Raw genomic sequence first — 16,073 nt, 5'->3', positions numbered from 1 at the left:
CGATGGATAAAATCTACTTGTCCGAACGGGTAATACCAAGCCCGGATCCTATCCTGCCAGCGGAGTTGGAACCGTGATCCTATGCTCCCCCGCGTATACGTTAAGGCTGGTTGCCCGGCTGAAACCGACCAGCGTCATTCCGCTTGCTTCAGCCAGTTCGACAGCAAGGCTGGACGGCGCGCTGACCGCGGCCAAGGCCGGAATTCCTGCAAGCCAGGCCTTCTGGACAAGCTCAAAGGAGGCCCGGCCTGAGACCTGTAGTACGGTGCCGGCGAGGGGCAGGAGCCGCTCCCGCAATGCCCAGCCCACCACTTTGTCGACAGCGTTGTGACGTCCTACGTCTTCCCTGAGGCAGAGCAGCTCAGCCTCGCCGTTCTCCTGTATCCGGAAGAGACCTGCAGCATGGACTCCACCCGTGGCGTCAAACAACGACTGGGCCGCGCGAAGCCGCTCGGGAAGGGAAGTAAGGGTGGCGAGCGGTATTGGCTTGGTGTCTGTGGCCGGGCTGAACCGGGACGATTTCCGCACGGCTTCGATTGAGTCTGTGCCGCAAATACCGCAGGAGCTTGATGTGTAGACGTTCCTCCCGGTTTCGGGAACTGCTACATCAGGCCGCAGCTGTGCCTCCACCACGTTGAAGGTCTGCACGCCGTCCTCGTCCTCGCCGGCGCAAAACCTCAAGGAGACGAGCTGATCCGGATCCCAGATGACGCCCTCGGAGACGAGGAAACCTGCCACAAGGTCAAAATCATTCCCCGGTGTCCTCATAGTTACGGAGAAGGAGAGATTTCCGAGCCTGATTTCCAGAGGCTCCTCGACGGCCAGGACGTCCTCTTTATGCCGGACCGGAAAGTCGGTTGCGCCGGGAGAGCCGTCCATCACGAACTTGCGGATCTTGCGGCGTACGCTCATGCGTCCCATGGGTCAACCCTGGCTTTCGTTCATGTCTCCATCATTGCAAGCGCGGGCGGGCTATGCCAGCGAGTGCTCCTCACAGGGGACGAGTGCTGTTCACAATGAAACGGTCAATCCAGAAGTGCACTCCAGTCCACGGGACCATCCGCCGCTGCGCCCTTCCTTGCAGTCCTTTTGACGGGCTTTTTCCCCGCTGTCTTCCCGGCTCCTGCATCGGCACCGGATCCCGGGACGTCGACGCTTGATCCCCAGGGCAGGGCGAACGCGGGGACCAGCTCTCCGAGTTGCACCCCATGGGGCGGCACCACCAGCACGCCGTCGGCCGAGGCGAGCCCGCGCATCATGCCCGGTCCCGCATGCTTCGCCGGCGACGCCATGCCATAGAGCAACCGGTAAGGCATCAGCCGAGTCCGCCCGGGGTCAGGCTCGATGGTCGTCCCGCTTGGTACTTCACTGACGGGCGGCATCGGCTGGTGTCCAAGGGCTGCCAGAAGGGGTGCCCCCACTGTTGACAGGGCCAGCATCGCCGCCAACGGATTTCCGGGCAGCCCCAGGACGAACCTGCCATCAGGAAGCTCGGCAAGCACCACCGGGTGCCCCGGCCGCATGGCGATTCCATCGATCAGGAGCCGTCCCCCCAGGTCAGCAACTGCCCGCCGGAGATGGTCGGTGCCGCTGCGTCCTGTGCCTCCAGTGGTGATGACGACGTCGGCCTGGAGGCTTTCCGGGGCTGGCAAACTCTCCGATGCAGGCAGGCCGCCGTCCGGTTCAGGAACGCTGTCTTCCAGACCGGCGTGCCAATCGGCATAGCCGTCCCCGATCCTGGCCTGGGACGCGCAGATTCCCCCCAGCATGGTCACGACGGAGGCCAGTTGCGGTCCGAACGTATCCCGGACCTGCCCCGGCGCAGGCAAGCCTTCACTGACCACCTCCGCCCCTGTGAGGAGCAGCTTTACCACCGGTTTGCCGAGAACGTCGACGGTGTCATGGCCGGCAAGGGCGGCAAGGGCAATGTGGGCGGGGTTCAATACCGCGCCGCTCCGGACAAGGGTCTCCCCGTTCAGGGCCTCCTCCCCTGCCTTGCGGATGTGCTGACCATTCCGGGGCTCACCTGGACGTGCGCCCCCGCCTACAGCAAGGACCGGAAGCCCGTCATCGTCAGTTGTCAGAACCCCGCTCTCGCTCCGCAGCACCGCTTTCGCTCCGGGCGGGATTAGGCCCCCGGTCGCAATGGGGCTGGCCTCGTGGGGAGCCAATCGCTGTCCCGGCTGCGAGAGGATCCAGGGTCCAGTGCCATTTACCGCCCAGCCGTCCATGGCCGAGGACGCGTAGTGCGGGATGTCCTGCAGCGCCACAACGTCTGTCGCCAAGGTCCTGCCTATCGCATCGGCGAGCCTGACTGGCCCGGCCGGAATGGGAGTGGCGCAGTTGAAGGAAGCCTGCCTGGCCTCTTGCCAGGTATGGGCAAGGTGATGCGGAGGCCTGTCGACGCCGTCGTCGGGCGCTTGTTTTTCCGTGCCGGGCTGGGAGGGGTCAGAGGGACTTTCTCCTTCGGCCTCCGGAAGACCCGTCGTCATGCGCCGGGAACTCCAGTGTTTGCCGGCGGCTCACCCGCGTAGTCCTTAGCCACGCTGCGGGCCACGCCCAGGGCGGCCTGCATTGAATGGGCATCGTTGGCCTGCCCGGAACCCGATGCCAGGCCGGCGGCAAAACCGGCAATGAACGTCGTCAGCGGGGCAGCGGGCCGCACGATGGAGTGGGCCGCCACTCCGGCCACGGCGAGCACTTCGTTGATGTCCACTTCGACGTTCTCCAGTTCGAAGGCCTGAAGCAACGCCCGGCACCACTCTTCCAGCGTCTCGTCCTGGCTTTTCACGAAGTGCCTCCAAATTCACCTGCCGTTGCGGACGCCACAACCGATGGAGCCTTTACTGCTCCCGGTTGGACACCCCTAATGCGGCGGCATCGTCCCACGTATCCACGTCGTCCGTGGAGCCGGTAGGAACGGTAACCAACCTCACGTCAAGCCTAGCAAGGAGCGAGAAAACGGAGGCGTCACTGAGCCGGTCCTGCAGACGAGCTTCCTCGACGGCGCGTTGCAGTGAAATCGTCCGGTAGAAGCCGGCCAGAGGCTGTTTCCTGCCTTCCGGAGTCACCGCCATCACTCCGTCACGCCCCGAATCCGGGTTGGCGCCAGCAGCCGAAAACCCCAGGTGTTGCCGGAGCGCCCCTACCGCGACAGCTGAGCGGGGCATGTCGCACGCCAGAATCAGTGTCAGCAGTGCCGGCCTGCCCGCACCCTCGTCCAGCGCTGCCATCCCTGCTGCAATCGCCGACGCCGGACCTGAATATGGCGGGTCCTCCCTTGTGGCGAGGACACCTGCCGGCAGCCCTCCGGGATCGGGGCCTACCACCACGATCCTGGCCGCTCCTTGCGCGGCTGCAAGCGCACGCTCAAGGAGGGTGTCGCCGTCGTACATCAACCCGGATTTGGGTACTCCGCCCAGGCGAGACGAACGGCCTCCGGCCAGGATCAGGGCATCAAAGGCCGCAGACATTGGTTCCACAAGACAAGCCTAAGCGGCAGGTGCAGGCCAGGACCCACAACTCCGCCAAGCGGGCTCGTGAAATCCCTACGCGGCAGATTCAGGGAGAAGGAAGGGATCCCATTCGGGCGTGGGCTTCTCAAGCTCTTTGATCTGCCAGATGGTGCCTACCGGAGGCGCGGGGGAAAACCGCAGCTTCCAGCCCATCTCGGATGGGGTGTGGTCCCCCTTGGCATTGTTACAACGCAGGCAGGCCGCCACAAGGTTGTCCCACGAATGAGCGCCACCCCTGGATTTGGGGTGGACGTGGTCTATGGTGTGGGCTGCCTTGCCGCAATATGCGCAGCGGTGTCCGTCGCGGCGCAGCACGCCCCGCCGGCTCACAGCCGTCGCAGTGTTGTACCTTGGCCGGATATAGCGGTTGAGCAGGATCACGGACGGTCGGCCCAGGATCTCCTGCGGCCCGACGACGGGATCGTCGCCCTCGGCCACCACGCTGGCTTTTCCAGCGAGCACAAGCACCAGCGCCCGGCGGAAGGTGACAACCGCCAGCGGTTCATATCCAGCATTCAGAACGAGTGTGCGCATGCGCATACCTCTTCACGGCCGCACCCGTCAGGGGCACGAGGGCCGGCTGCCCTCGGCATGTCCGGGCTAAGGATCGACATCACCAGAGTAAACACTGAATGCCCGAATTGCCGAATCCACTCTTTGTGGCGAGCCGCAATTCCGATTAGCCTGCATCCCCGAATCGTTGAGGGAAGGGCAACAACGTGGTGAAAAAGGCAGAAGGACCCCTGTCCTAAGACAAAGGTCCTTCCGAGCAGGTTCTCCTGGCGGGAGTTCCAGACCGTTTGGGTCCAGGGGCCGGAGCGGGCTGCTGTTTGCTTGGAGCCGGTGCTAGCCGCCTACGCGGATGAAGACCGGGCCGGAGCCGACGTTGACGCTGAACAGGGCAGTGGTTCCACCATTCCAGCCACCGTGGACTGCCTGGCCGTTGCCAACATAGACCGCGATGTGGGCCATGCCCATTCCGCCGTTCTCGTAGTAAGCAAGGTCACCGGGCTGAGCTTCGGCAGCGCTGACGGTACGGCCGAGGGACAGGTAACCTGCCGGCCAGCCGTGGTAGTTGATGCCGACGGCAGCCAGGGAGTTGGTTGCCAGCATGGTGCAGTCCTGGGCAACGCCGAGCTGTGCGTAAGCTGCGGCGGCGATTGAAGCGCCCATGCCACTTGCAGCTGCCGGTGCGGGGGCGGGAGCCGTTGCGGTAGCAGCGACAGTTGCCGTAGCGGCAGCGGCGGGAGCTGCCGGGGCGGCTTCCTGCACCTCGACTACAGGCTTGGGTGCTTCGACGACCGGAGCAGGCGTCGTGGAGACGGCGGGCTTCTCGTACGAGATGGCAATCGTGGAAGCAGCTGAAATTGTCGCCGGGGTGGCAGACTTCACTTCGAGGGTGGACGCAGAGGTGGATTCGCGCTGAACGCTGGTGTCTGCCGCGTTGGCGGCAATTCCACTGGTCAGGACCAGACCGGAGGCAGCAGCGATAACCGCAGCCTGGCGGCCCACACCACCGGCGTTGTCGCCGACGGACTTGGCAATGACAGCCAGCGAGTTGGTCTTGGTGACCTCGGCGCGGTGCCGTGCAATGGTTGCACGTGTAGTCATTAATTTTCTCTCTTTCGTATTCCTCGGACCGCGCTGGGCAGGCCGTGGGCTATGGACGTTCCGGCTTCTTGGGGGTAGGCCGGAACGCCCCGAACGGGTTACTTAGCGAAGGGTGTAAAACGAGGAGGTGCCTGTTGCAGACACCGCGTGCAGGATGGTGCCCTGCGAGGGGTTAAGCGCGCTGATCATCATGCCGTTGCCAACGTAGATACCAACGTGGGCACCGCCGTTTTGCATGACGAGGTCACCGGGGGCGGGAGTGGAAGTGGGCGCCATGGACGTCCAGGCATTCGTACGGGGGATGCTGATGCCGGCCTGGGCGTAGACCCACTGGGTAAAGCCTGAGCAGTCCCAGCCGCTGGGAGTGGTGCCGCCCCAAAGGTAGGGGCTGCCGATGCCGGTGTAGGCGATTGCTGCCAAGCCCGATGCGGCAGCTGACGAGGCGGCTGGCTTGTCGGTGGTGGCAGCCAGCTCGATTGCCGGCTCCTCGGACTGCGCCTGGACAGGCTCGATCTTCGGCGCTGCCTCGGTGGTCACGGAGGGACGCTCAAACACAACCTTGGCGGTTGGCTCGGCGGTTACCGCGATCTGAGTGGCCTGTGAGCCCGATTCCGCGGTGGCGGCAACTCCAGGATTGCCCTCCGCCGCATTGGCTGGCAGGCCGGCAGCAAGAATGAGCCCTGAAGCAGCTGCAATGACAGCAGCTTGGCGACCAACGGTTCCCGCGTTGTTAGCAACGGCTTTAGACACGGAACCCAAGGGGTTCATGCGCACCGATTGAGCACGGTGGCGCGCAGCATTGTGGCGTGAAGACACGAAAGTAGCCTCTCCCAATGCCTACGAGGTGAGCTGTCGGATTCGGATGGGAGTCACCCGGCCACTTGGCTTCCTGAGAAGCTTCGCGACTTAACCCCAAGGTCTTCTTTCGAAGACCAAAATTGGTTCCCCCGCCTCTGCCAGACGATGTAATGCGAACGGACCTTGAGCGGTGGCAGAGTTAGGCAATCCACTCAAGAGCGCCAACTTCGGAAAAGTTGGCGTGGTTTAGACGGTACAGGACTTTGGATTGAATGTCACATTCAGGTCACGGCATGTCACAGAAATATGAGAGTAATCCATCATCTGAATCAGAGCCAGCCCGTTGGATCTACGACGTCGCCGTTGACCATCACTTCGAAGTGGAGGTGGCAGCCAGTGGACGCCCCGGTGGTCCCGCTCAACGCCACGGTGTCCCCGCGGGTGACCTTCTGGCCCGTCTGGACGTCGATTGAGGACAAGTGGTTGTAGGTGGTCTCAAGTCCGTTGCCGTGGTCGATAACCACGCGGTTTCCGCCGCCGTAAGGATGCCAGCCAGTAAAGGTGACCGTCCCGCTTGCTGCTGCATGGACGGCGGTCCCACACTGGGCCGCGTAGTCCTGCCCTCGGTGGAATTCTCCATAACCGCCGGTGATGGGACTGACGCGGTAACCGAAGGGGGAGGCTGTGATGAGGGTGTCCAGCGGAGCTCCAAGGCTTCCGGCTGACGCTGCCCGACTGACGCTGCCAGCGGACTGTGCGCTGAGGAGCTGCTTGAGCTTGCCGTCGGGATCACCGGTGGTGGAAACGGTACTGCGGCTGAAATCAACCTTTGCGCCCGCAGCTGCGGAGACTTCAGGCTGGACAGAGGCGGAAAGTGCAGCCTCCGTGGAACCGACGCCCCCCGTGGCCGTCATGGGACTTGTAACCGGAACGGTGACTGTGAGGATCAAGCCCGTGGCCGCCAGGGCGATGCCTGCCTTTTGACCTACGCCACTGGCGCCGGCGAATTCTGTGACCTGACGAAAAGGGCTGCGTTTGCGGCGTGCGTCCCGGTGCGGGTCGCGGGGACGGCCAGCGGCGGCGACAGCTTCGGATACTTGCAGCTCCAAAGCAGGACCTGTCGCACGGCGACGGCCCCTGGCATTCTGGGTGGTCAAAGGTCTTCCTCTCTGGGTAGCCTGCGAAGTTAGCTGTCGGATTCGGATCAGAGAGTGCAAAGATCCGGTCCGCCACGCAAGCGTTCAGGCACAAAGGAACCCCAAGAGGGAGCCTTCGTTGGTGTGCTTGCTGCTGGCGGACTTCACCCCAAGGCTGTTTCTCAACAGCCGGTTGTGGTTCCTCCACCTCTGCCAGTAGGGGACTCGTGCACCTGATCTGCTGGCAGAGCTCGGCTTCAAATCAGGTAACGCTTTAGTATCGGCGCTAGTGCTCAACTATAGGCGATTAAATGGCGCAGTAATAATTTCGTTATATTTGGTCTGCTTCCACGCACACTGTCCCGGCGGTCGCTGATGACGGTGGTCAGCTGACCGTAACAAACACGTGAGCCGCAACTTCTGGCGGCAGTTCCAGCGCACCCTCGATGTCCGGCACGCGCACTGAGATGTATTCGCCCACTCGCTCCAGCGAAATGGTTGCCCCGGGCCGGATGCCGCCTTCGTCCAACTGAACGAGAAGTTCGGGCTCCACCTGGATCGGTTCGGCAAGCCTGCTGATCCGGACATTGGAGTTGACCCGGTAGCCCGACATGGCCACCAGGAGATTAACTGCCCCGTCGCTGAGAGGCTGCGAGGCGTCCCCGCCCAGTGCAGCGAGCCCGGGGATGGGGTTCCCGTAGGGGGATTCCGTTGGATGGTTGAGCATTTCGTAGATCCGACGTTCCACCCGCTCACTCATTACATGCTCCCAGCGGCATGCTTCATCGTGAACGTATGCCCAGTCCAGACCGATCACATCGGCGAGGAGGCGCTCGGCCAGGCGATGCTTGCGCATAACTTCAGTGGCGCGTTTCCGGCCTGTTTCAGTCAGCTCCAGATGGCGGTCACCCGAAACAACCACAAGCCCGTCCCGCTCCATCCGCCCAATCGTCTGCGAGACCGTGGGCCCCGAATGACGCAGGCGCTCTGCAATGCGGGCACGAAGCGCCACAATGTTTTCTTCTTCAAGCTCCAAAATCGTCCGAAGATACATCTCCGTTGTATCGATCAGATCCGTCATCCAGCTCAGCTCCTCGAGCTCAGTATCTTGCGTCCGTCAGCCGTACCTCATGCCGGACAGTGCCGGCGGTCCCGTGGGGCCTCCGCAGCGCACCCCGGCCCCTGTGCTGTACGTCAGGCCAGCTTAACGTATTTTGAACTACTCCGGATAATCCCCACCCGACCATATGGGCAGCAGTGTTGGTCATGACCGCAGTGTGACGGACAAATTCCGTCAGTGGGCTCCGTCAGGCAGAATAAACGGGAGTCTTTGTTGCAGCAACCGTTACCTGCCGGGCCATCTCCTACGTCCAAAGCCGAAAATTGGAGCCATTGTGAGCGACACCAGCATCACTATTCCCGCCAACCTCCTACCCAAGGACGGACGGTTCGGTGCCGGCCCTTCCAAGGTCCGTCCGGAGCAGATGGATGCACTGGCCGCCGCCTCGGCAACGCTGCTGGGAACCTCCCACCGCCAGGCACCGGTAAAGAACCTCGTTGGATCCGTGCGTCACGGCTTAGGCGAGTTCTTCCAGGCCCCGGAAGGCTACGAAGTCATCCTCGGCGTCGGCGGGTCCACTGCATTCTGGGATGTCGCGGCGTTCGGCCTGGTGGAACGGAAAGCCCAACACCTGTCCTTTGGTGAGTTCGGTTCGAAGTTCGCCGCTGCCACCAACAAGGCGCCCTTCCTTGAGCCCTCCTCAATCATCAAGGCTGAGCCCGGCACACGGCCCGCCCCTGCTGCAGAAGCCGGCGTTGACGTCTACGCCTGGCCGCAGAACGAAACCTCCACCGGCGTTGCCGCCCCCGTCAAGCGTGTCCTCGGAGCTGACGAGGGTTCACTCGTCCTGGTGGACGCAACTTCCGCTGCGGGCGGGCTGGCCGTGGATGTGGCAGAGACTGATGTCTACTACTTCGCGCCACAGAAGAACTTCGCCTCCGATGGAGGCCTATGGCTCGGGCTGTTTTCCCCGGCAGCTTTGGAGCGGGCAGCCCGGATCAAGGCGAGCGACCGGTGGATCCCCGATTTCCTCGATCTTCAGACGGCAATCGACAACTCCCTGCTGAACCAGACCTACAACACGCCCGCGTTGGCCACCCTGGTGACATTGGACGCCCAGGTGCAGTGGCTCAATGCCAACGGAGGCCTGGACTTCGCAGCGAAGCGGACAGCAGACTCTGCCGGCCGCATCTACGACTGGGCGGATGCTTCCGAGTATGCAACGCCGTACGTCGTCAATCCTGAGGACCGCTCCAACGTCATTGCCACCATAGACTTCGATGACTCCATCGACGCTTCCGCTATCGCAAAGGTGCTCCGCGCCAACGGAATCGTCGATACCGAGCCTTACCGCAAGCTGGGACGCAACCAGCTGAGGATCGCCACGTTCGTTGCCATTGAACCCGATGACATCACCGCATTGTTGGCCGGCATCGACTACGTGGTAGCTGAACTGAAGAAGTAGCACGCAAGTCCTGCAGAAAAAAGACATAAAGACAGCGTCCGACGGCGCCGCCCGGTTCACGTCCGGCGGCGCCGTCGCCGTCTTTGGCTAAACGGTTCCCTCAGCGGACGGGCCGGCCTCATCGAAAGGCTCATCGACGGGCTCAGCCTGATCAACGGGCACAGCCTCATTAAAGGACTCATCCTCATCGAAAGACTGCGGGGACTCCGGGGAGGGCACCGTCTCTGGATCGGCAACTTCCGGCACAGCGTCAGCCACTGCCGCGGCGATCAGCCCCTTTGCCGCAGCGTCAATCCCGGTGTCCGCTTCTTCGTAATGTTCTTCGCTGACGATCTCATCGTCTTGGCGGGCGTCCTCGGGGCGCACCCGCTCCGCCCAGGGAACCCATTCAGGGGCCAGAATCGAGTCTTCGGATGGAAGCAGGCCCAGCTCATTGACGGTTACGGTCTTGGACCGGGAGTTCCTTGTCAGAACGGCGTACCACTGCCAGCCCTGGTAGCCGGCAAGCTTCGATTCGAAAAGGTGCGTGACAACACGGTCCCCTTCCGTCCGGGCTGCCAGATGCCTACCGATCTGCGAGGCCGGTGCGATGCCCTCTACTGCTGTCCTGGCAACATCCACGGCCGCAGCCAGAAGCGCATCCGGTTTTCCGGTACGCCAGACCGGCACGCCTGTACGTCGTTTCGCAGGCTTTGATTCAGTCTGATCGGATTCCGAAGTCATGTGGGGGCCTTAAGCGTCCAGCTCGTCGGCGACCTTACGCAGGGCAGCGGCAATGGCCTTGCCCTTGTTACCCTCCGGGTACTTCCCGGCAGAAAGCGTTCCCGAGAGGTTGTCCAGTACGGTCACCAGGTCCTGGACCACAGGCGCCAGGTCCTTTGCATTGGTGCGCTTGGCCTTCGCGATGGACGGCGTCTTATCCAGGACACGCAAGCCCAAGGCTTGGGCGCCCTTCCGTCCATCGGCGACGCCGAACTCAACACGTGTCCCAGCCTTGAGTTCCGTGATGCCCTCGGGCAGCGAAGACTTGGGCAGGAACACCTCTTGGCCATCTTCCCCTGCAAGGAAACCGAAACCTTTGTCCTTGTCGTACCACTTGACCTTGCCGGTGGGCATGCAATCAACCTTCTTCATTCTTCTGCGACTGGGAAACAGCTGTCCGCCGCCGCTAATTTGGCGGGTTTGGGCATGACGCCTGATCCATATTGGTCTGTTAGGTCAACATTATCCTGCCAGGCCCCTGTTTCCTGCTTTCAGCCCTCCGGAGCCGGGCTGTTAGCGTTGCATCATGATTCCCTCCCGCTTCCAGCGGCCCTTCCAGATATTGGCCGCTGCCATGGCCTTTCTGTCCCTGATTGCAGTGGGCTCCGTTATGGCCCTGGCTTTTGCAGGCATTGTTGCACCCGTCTGGATTACTTCGACGGCGCTGTATGGCTTACCGCTCGCGTTCCTGCTGATGCTGGCCCTGATTGCAGACGGAGTGGTCCGCCGGAGGGCAGGAAAGTCGTCCGGGCGGTAACGTTGGACTGATGTCCCTTATTCGCGCGCTCAGCAAGGAATTGGAGGCACGCAGCGATGAATCGTTGCGGGCTCTTTTCTCCGCGCGACCGGACCTCATCTCTCCTGGCGTACCGGATTTCTCAGCCTTGGCGGCCCGTGCCAGCGGCAGGGTCAGCGTCCAGCGTGCCTTGGAGCGGCTGAACCGGCCCCAGATGCAGGTGCTGGAGGCACTGCACCTGTGCACCAACACTGACACCGGCCACAGCGCCTCCGCCCCGGTCCTGAAAAAAGTGATCGCCGGTTCCACCCTCTCGGTGATTGAGCAGCTGCTGCACTCGCTTCAAGAACTGGCACTGGTGCAACGTGCCGAACCTCCCCACGGCGCCCCTCCCGCGGCCACCAGGCACCGCTTCTATCTCCCCGTTGGGAGCCTCAGGGACGTCGTTGGAATCTATCCGGCGGGCCTCGGCCGGAGCTATACAGAACTGGTCCGCCTGCAACCGGCCTTTTCCCAACGCGTCGTGCAGATAGTGGCAGAGCTGCGGGCAGCAGGTGCAGAGATCCACCCCGCCACGACCCCTATGGACGCGGCCCTCTCCCTTCAGCATTGGACCTCGTCACCTGAGTCGCTTCAGGAAATCCTTGCCTCTGCACCGGGGCGGACCACTGCCCTGCTCGCCCGGTTTGGAAACTGGGCGATGGGAGCTGTTCCCCAGGCACAGCGCCGGACGTCGCTGGCAAACGAAGGTCACGACGTCGGGCCTGTGGACTGGCTCTTGGCCAGGGGCCTGCTCGTCCCCCTGGACGCTGCCCACGTGGAACTCCCCCACAGCGTGGGCATGTCCCTCCGCGGAGGGGCAATCATCGAGCACTTCACCCTGACGCCACCGGTACCGAAACTCGGGTTCACCACCTCGGCGCTGCGCCGCAACGCCGCCCTTGGAGCGATCGCCGAAACCCTCCGCCTGACCGGGGAGCTGCTCTTCGTTGTCCGTGGCCAACCTCTGGTAACCCTGCGCAGCGGCGGCGTGGGAGTACGCGAAATGAGGCGCCTTGCGGACGCGCTGCGGATTGATCTGCAACAAGCCAACCTGCTCGTTGAGCTGTGCGCCCTCGCCGGGCTCTTACGGCTCGACGTCGACAGTTCTTCGTGGGTTCAGCCGCCGCAGCTGGAGTGGCTAACGCTTCCCCGCCAGGAGCAGTGGCTGTGGCTCGTCAATGCCTGGCTTGCCAGCGAACGTGCTCCGTCCCTCGTCGGTCAGCCCTTGTCAGCCCAAGGAGCGGCAACAAACCGTGCAGCGGCGGGCAGCGTCATCAATGCACTGTCTGCGGAGGCCCAACGGCCCGATGCCCCGGTCGTGCGCAAACGGATCCTGGAAATACTCCATGAGTTGACTGTTGAGGCTGCGGCGCCTGACGGGAAGGCCCCGGTGCTGGATGCTGCCGCAGTCCTGGAGCGCGCGGAATGGGCCCAGCCCCGTATGGCCCGTCGCTTCGGCTCCCTGATCCGGGGCGTCCTGGTCGAGGCCGAGATGTTGGGCCTGATCGGATCCGGGGCACTCAGTCAACTTGGCGCTGCCATGGCCTCAGGCCGGCCTGACGATGCTCTCGATACTCTGGGAGAGCACCTGCCGGCAGCCCTGAACCACGTGCTCCTGCAAGCGGACCTTACGGCTGTTGCGCCTGGCTATCTTGCGCCGGAACTCAGCGAAAAGCTCCTTGTGATGGCTGATGCCGAAGGCCAAGGACCGGCAACCATCTACCGCTTCTCCGTACCATCCATCCGCCGCGCCCTCGACGCCGGCATGGACGCCTCCACGCTCATGGAGTTCCTGCGCAGTCATTCCGCGACGGCGGTCCCCCAGCCGCTGCAGTACCTGGTGGAAGATACCGCTGCCAGGCACGGGAAGCTGCGTGTTGGCGCGGCGGCCAGTTTCATCCAGGCCGATGATGAAGACGCTCTCCTCGAGCTGCTCGACAACTCCAACGCTTCCGGCCTGGGTCTGGTCCGGCTCGCCCCGACAGTCCTCGTTTCGTCCTCCACTCCCCGGGAGACCGCCCAGGTTCTGCGGGACTTGGGTCTCTCTCCAGCTCTGGAAGACCACGAGGCTGCCGTCGTCCGGTTGCGGCGCACCACCGCGGTGGCCGGCAGTGGGGTACCTGTATATACGGCGCCCAGAACAGCACCACCGGAATCGGATGTGAACGCCCAGCTCGCGGTTCTCCGGCAGGACCGCAGTGAAAACGGCGGCCGGCAATCAACCGCTCCGGGGGACTCCCGGACAAAAGGCCTGGCAGAAGGGCGCAATAACAGTGAAGAGGTCACTCAACTCGGGCTGGAAACGCTCCAAAAGGCGATCCGGCTTAAGCAACGCGTCACGATGAACATTGTGGACAACCTCGGGAATGCGAACAGGGAAACGGTTGTTCCCGTAGCTGTATCCGGCGGCAGGGTCCGTGTGTTCGACCCCCACAAAGAAATTGAGCGGGTTCTCTCCATCCACCGCATTATCGACGTTGAACCAGCAGAGGAATAGACCAGTGTCTGACGGCCCGTTAATCGTCCAGAGCGATAAGACCATCCTCCTGGAAGTGGACCACGAACTTGCCACCGAGGCCCGCCATGCAATCGCGGCGTTTGCCGAGCTGGAGCGGGCTCCGGAGCATGTCCACAGCTACCGCCTCACTCCCCTGGGTCTCTGGAATGCCCGCGCCGCGGGACTCGACGCGGAACAGGTCCTTCATACGCTGCTGAAGTATTCGCGGTTTCCCGTGCCGCATTCGCTGCTGGTGGACGTCGAGGAAACAATGTCGAGATACGGGCGCCTGCGCCTGGAGAAGGACCCGCAGCATGGGTTGGTCATGCGCACCGACGACTACCCCGTGCTTGAAGAGGTCTCGCGGGCAAAGAAGATCCTGCCGCTGCTCGGCCCCCGGATTGACGGCGAGACGGTGGTGGTCCATTCGTCCGCCCGGGGGCAGCTTAAGCAACTGCTGCTCAAAATCGGCTGGCCCGCTGAAGACCTCGCAGGCTACGTTGACGGAACGCCGCATCCGATCCTGCTCAACGAGACAGGATGGAAGCTCAGGCCCTACCAGCAATTGGCGACCGAAAACTTCTGGGCCGGCGGCAGCGGCGTCGTCGTGCTTCCCTGTGGTGCGGGAAAGACAATCGTTGGCGCGGCGGCCATGGCCACCAGTTCCACCACCACGCTCATTTTGGTGACCAACACGGTAGCGGCCCGGCAGTGGAAGGACGAACTGCTGAAGCGGACGTCACTCACTGAGGAAGAGATCGGCGAGTACTCCGGGTCCGTGAAGGAAGTACGGCCTGTCACCATCGCCACCTACCAGGTCCTGACCACGAAGCGAGGTGGCCTGTATCCGCACCTGGAACTCGTGGACGGAAATGACTGGGGCCTCATCATCTATGACGAAGTCCACTTGCTGCCCGCCCCGATCTTTCGGATGACAGCCGATCTCCAGGCCCGCCGCCGCCTGGGTCTCACAGCCACCCTGGTCCGGGAAGACGGCCGGGAAGGCGAGGTCTTCAGCCTTATTGGTCCCAAACGCTACGATGCGCCATGGAAAGACATCGAGGCCCAAGGCTATATTGCTCCCGCGGATTGCGTCGAAGTCCGGATTGATCTTCCCCGCGATGAGCGGGTTGCCTACGCCATGGCCGACGACGCCGACAAGTACCGCCTGTGCGCTACATCAGAAACGAAAACCCGGCTTGTGGAGGATCTCGTGGCCCTGCACCAGGGCGAGCAGCTGCTGGTGATCGGACAGTACATCGATCAGCTTGACGACATTGCGGAGAGGCTCCACGCACCTGTGATCAAAGGTGAGACGCCGGTGCGGGAGCGGCAGAAGCTTTTTGATGCCTTCAGATCAGGGGAAATCACAACTCTCGTGGTCTCCAAAGTGGCGAACTTCTCCATAGACCTGCCCGAAGCCTCGGTGGCAATCCAGGTTTCAGGTTCCTTCGGCTCCCGGCAGGAGGAAGCCCAGCGTCTGGGCAGGCTCCTCCGGCCGAAACAGGATGGCCGGTCGGCCCGTTTCTATTCTTTGGTGGCGCGGGACACCCTGGACCAGGATTTTGCCGCCCGCAGGCAACGCTTCCTCGCGGAGCAGGGTTACGCCTACAGGATCATGGATGCGAAAGATGTCGGCAGGAACCCCCAGGAAGCCTGACGGTTTAAGCCTCCTGTTGCCCGTGAAACATACTGCTTTCATCCAGAAAACTCCCAGACACTGGGAGCATCATGGGAAGTATGAAAAAGAATGGGCCCGAAGCCAAGCTCCTTGTTGTCGACGACGAACCGAACATTCGTGAGCTGCTGTCCACCTCGCTTCGATTCGCAGGCTTCGAAGTGGTCTCGGCCGGTAACGGACGGGACGCCCTGGCTGCAGCCGACCTCCATGCGCCGGATCTCGCCGTCCTCGATGTCATGCTGCCCGATATGGACGGCTTTACTGTCACGCGACGCCTTCGGGCCGCGGGCAAGCACTTCCCCGTCCTATTCCTGACTGCCAAGGACGATACGGAAGACAAAGTGACAGGGCTGACCGTTGGCGGCGATGACTACGTGACCAAACCGTTCAGCCTGGACGAGGTAGTGGCCCGGATCAGGGCCGTGTTGCGGCGCACCCAGCCGCTGATCGACGACGACGCGGTCATCCGCGTGGACGATCTGGAGCTCGACGACGACGCACACGAAGTCCGCCGGGGCGGAACCGTTATTGAACTCTCCCCCACGGAATTCAAGCTTCTGCGGTACCTCATGCTCAATCCGAACAGGGTGCTCTCCAAGTCCCAGATCCTGGACCATGTATGGGAGTACGACTTCAACGGAGACGCCTCGATCGTGGAATCCTACATTTCCTACCTGCGGCGGAAAGTGGACATCGACCCCGATGCCCCGGCGCTTATCCAAACCAAGCGCGGCGTTGGATACGTTCTGCGAACGGCTGAGAAGCGCTGA

At 62.8% G+C, this 16,073-nt stretch carries 16 protein-coding genes and 2 riboswitches; of the genes, 5 read left to right on the top strand and 11 right to left on the bottom strand.

Going from position 1 to position 16,073, the window contains the following annotated elements:
• Positions 1–48 precede the first annotated feature (48 nt).
• From fdhD to RIN13_RS06960, 9 genes are all read right to left on the bottom strand, one after another.
• On the bottom strand, positions 49–921 hold the full coding sequence (gene fdhD, locus RIN13_RS07000) for a formate dehydrogenase accessory sulfurtransferase FdhD (protein ID WP_309106612.1): 873 nt from the start codon (positions 919–921) through the stop codon (positions 49–51).
• Between the two features lie 104 nt (positions 922–1,025).
• Entirely contained in the window at positions 1,026–2,492 is a 1,467-nt protein-coding gene (locus RIN13_RS06995) for a molybdopterin molybdotransferase MoeA (RefSeq protein ID WP_309106611.1), read from the bottom strand.
• A complete protein-coding gene (locus tag RIN13_RS06990) occupies positions 2,489–2,791 on the bottom strand; it encodes a DUF6457 domain-containing protein (RefSeq protein ID WP_309106610.1) in 303 nt (100 codons plus the stop codon). The genes RIN13_RS06995 and RIN13_RS06990 overlap by 4 nt, the downstream gene beginning before the upstream one ends.
• 52 nt (positions 2,792–2,843) lie before the next feature.
• Complete coding sequence (locus tag RIN13_RS06985; protein ID WP_309106673.1) at positions 2,844–3,473, bottom strand: NTP transferase domain-containing protein; 630 nt, start codon at positions 3,471–3,473, stop codon at positions 2,844–2,846.
• 75 nt (positions 3,474–3,548) lie between these two features.
• Positions 3,549–4,049 (bottom strand): HNH endonuclease, encoded by a 501-nt coding sequence (locus tag RIN13_RS06980; RefSeq protein WP_247048426.1) that lies wholly within the window; start codon positions 4,047–4,049, stop codon positions 3,549–3,551.
• A 312-nt stretch (positions 4,050–4,361) separates the two neighbouring features.
• Entirely contained in the window at positions 4,362–5,126 is a 765-nt protein-coding gene (locus RIN13_RS06975; protein WP_309106609.1) for an NlpC/P60 family protein, read from the bottom strand.
• 102 nt (positions 5,127–5,228) lie between these two features.
• Positions 5,229–5,942: a C40 family peptidase gene (locus RIN13_RS06970; protein WP_309106608.1), complete on the bottom strand. Its 714-nt coding sequence runs from the start codon at positions 5,940–5,942 to the stop codon at positions 5,229–5,231.
• A gap of 4 nt (positions 5,943–5,946) precedes the next feature.
• Positions 5,947–6,140, bottom strand: a riboswitch (cyclic di-AMP (ydaO/yuaA leader).
• A 113-nt stretch (positions 6,141–6,253) separates the two neighbouring features.
• Positions 6,254–7,081 carry a M23 family metallopeptidase gene (locus RIN13_RS06965; protein ID WP_309106607.1) on the bottom strand — a complete coding sequence of 276 codons (828 nt, stop codon included), beginning with the start codon at positions 7,079–7,081 and terminating at the stop codon, positions 6,254–6,256.
• Positions 7,082–7,084: 3 nt separating this feature from the next.
• A riboswitch (cyclic di-AMP (ydaO/yuaA leader) is annotated at positions 7,085–7,327 on the bottom strand.
• 118 nt (positions 7,328–7,445) lie between these two features.
• Positions 7,446–8,141 (bottom strand): metal-dependent transcriptional regulator, encoded by a 696-nt coding sequence (locus RIN13_RS06960; protein ID WP_309106606.1) that lies wholly within the window; start codon positions 8,139–8,141, stop codon positions 7,446–7,448.
• Positions 8,142–8,454: 313 nt separating this feature from the next.
• Between RIN13_RS06960 and serC the strand changes: the two genes are divergently transcribed.
• Complete coding sequence (serC, locus tag RIN13_RS06955) at positions 8,455–9,585, top strand: phosphoserine transaminase (RefSeq protein ID WP_309106605.1); 1,131 nt, start codon at positions 8,455–8,457, stop codon at positions 9,583–9,585.
• An 87-nt stretch (positions 9,586–9,672) separates the two neighbouring features.
• Here serC and RIN13_RS06950 read toward each other — a convergent pair whose 3' ends face one another.
• Together RIN13_RS06950 and RIN13_RS06945 are read right to left on the bottom strand one after the other, a co-directional pair.
• Positions 9,673–10,308 (bottom strand): DUF3027 domain-containing protein, encoded by a 636-nt coding sequence (locus tag RIN13_RS06950; protein ID WP_309106604.1) that lies wholly within the window; start codon positions 10,306–10,308, stop codon positions 9,673–9,675.
• Between the two features lie 9 nt (positions 10,309–10,317).
• Complete coding sequence (locus RIN13_RS06945) at positions 10,318–10,701, bottom strand: cold shock domain-containing protein (RefSeq protein ID WP_309106603.1); 384 nt, start codon at positions 10,699–10,701, stop codon at positions 10,318–10,320.
• Between the two features lie 172 nt (positions 10,702–10,873).
• On the opposite strand from RIN13_RS06945, the gene RIN13_RS06940 reads away from it, so the two are divergent.
• The 4 genes from RIN13_RS06940 (at position 10,874) to RIN13_RS06925 (ending at position 16,073) form a co-directional block, all read left to right on the top strand.
• On the top strand, positions 10,874–11,104 hold the full coding sequence (locus RIN13_RS06940; protein ID WP_309106602.1) for a hypothetical protein: 231 nt from the start codon (positions 10,874–10,876) through the stop codon (positions 11,102–11,104).
• Between the two features lie 10 nt (positions 11,105–11,114).
• Positions 11,115–13,622 carry a helicase-associated domain-containing protein gene (locus tag RIN13_RS06935; protein ID WP_309106601.1) on the top strand — a complete coding sequence of 836 codons (2,508 nt, stop codon included), beginning with the start codon at positions 11,115–11,117 and terminating at the stop codon, positions 13,620–13,622.
• Between the two features lie 4 nt (positions 13,623–13,626).
• Positions 13,627–15,282, top strand: a complete 1,656-nt coding sequence (locus RIN13_RS06930; RefSeq protein WP_309106600.1) for a DNA repair helicase XPB — start codon at positions 13,627–13,629, stop codon at positions 15,280–15,282.
• A gap of 80 nt (positions 15,283–15,362) precedes the next feature.
• Positions 15,363–16,073: a response regulator transcription factor gene (locus RIN13_RS06925; RefSeq protein ID WP_309106599.1), complete on the top strand. Its 711-nt coding sequence runs from the start codon at positions 15,363–15,365 to the stop codon at positions 16,071–16,073.

Source organism: Arthrobacter sp. (assembly GCF_031179985.1).
GTDB lineage: Bacteria > Actinomycetota > Actinomycetes > Actinomycetales > Micrococcaceae > Arthrobacter.
Note: the sequence above shows the minus strand (reverse complement) of the source record. Positions and strands in the feature narration are given on the sequence as shown.

Bases quoted from the DNA above. Each gene is read 5' to 3' on its own strand.
- fdhD (WP_309106612.1), bottom strand. From the start codon at position 921: ATGGGACGCATGAGCGTACGCCGCAAGATCCGCAAGTTCGTGATGGAC.
- RIN13_RS06995 (WP_309106611.1), bottom strand. From the start codon at position 2,492: ATGACGACGGGTCTTCCGGAGGCCGAAGGAGAAAGTCCCTCTGACCCC.
- RIN13_RS06985 (WP_309106673.1), bottom strand. From the start codon at position 3,473: ATGTCTGCGGCCTTTGATGCCCTGATCCTGGCCGGAGGCCGTTCGTCT.
- RIN13_RS06980 (WP_247048426.1), bottom strand. From the start codon at position 4,049: ATGCGCACACTCGTTCTGAATGCTGGATATGAACCGCTGGCGGTTGTC.
- RIN13_RS06975 (WP_309106609.1), bottom strand. From the start codon at position 5,126: ATGACTACACGTGCAACCATTGCACGGCACCGCGCCGAGGTCACCAAG.
- RIN13_RS06960 (WP_309106606.1), bottom strand. From the start codon at position 8,141: ATGACGGATCTGATCGATACAACGGAGATGTATCTTCGGACGATTTTG.
- RIN13_RS06950 (WP_309106604.1), bottom strand. From the start codon at position 10,308: ATGACTTCGGAATCCGATCAGACTGAATCAAAGCCTGCGAAACGACGT.
- RIN13_RS06945 (WP_309106603.1), bottom strand. From the start codon at position 10,701: ATGCCCACCGGCAAGGTCAAGTGGTACGACAAGGACAAAGGTTTCGGT.
- RIN13_RS06940 (WP_309106602.1), top strand. From the start codon at position 10,874: ATGATTCCCTCCCGCTTCCAGCGGCCCTTCCAGATATTGGCCGCTGCC.
- RIN13_RS06935 (WP_309106601.1), top strand. From the start codon at position 11,115: ATGTCCCTTATTCGCGCGCTCAGCAAGGAATTGGAGGCACGCAGCGAT.
- RIN13_RS06925 (WP_309106599.1), top strand. From the start codon at position 15,363: ATGAAAAAGAATGGGCCCGAAGCCAAGCTCCTTGTTGTCGACGACGAA.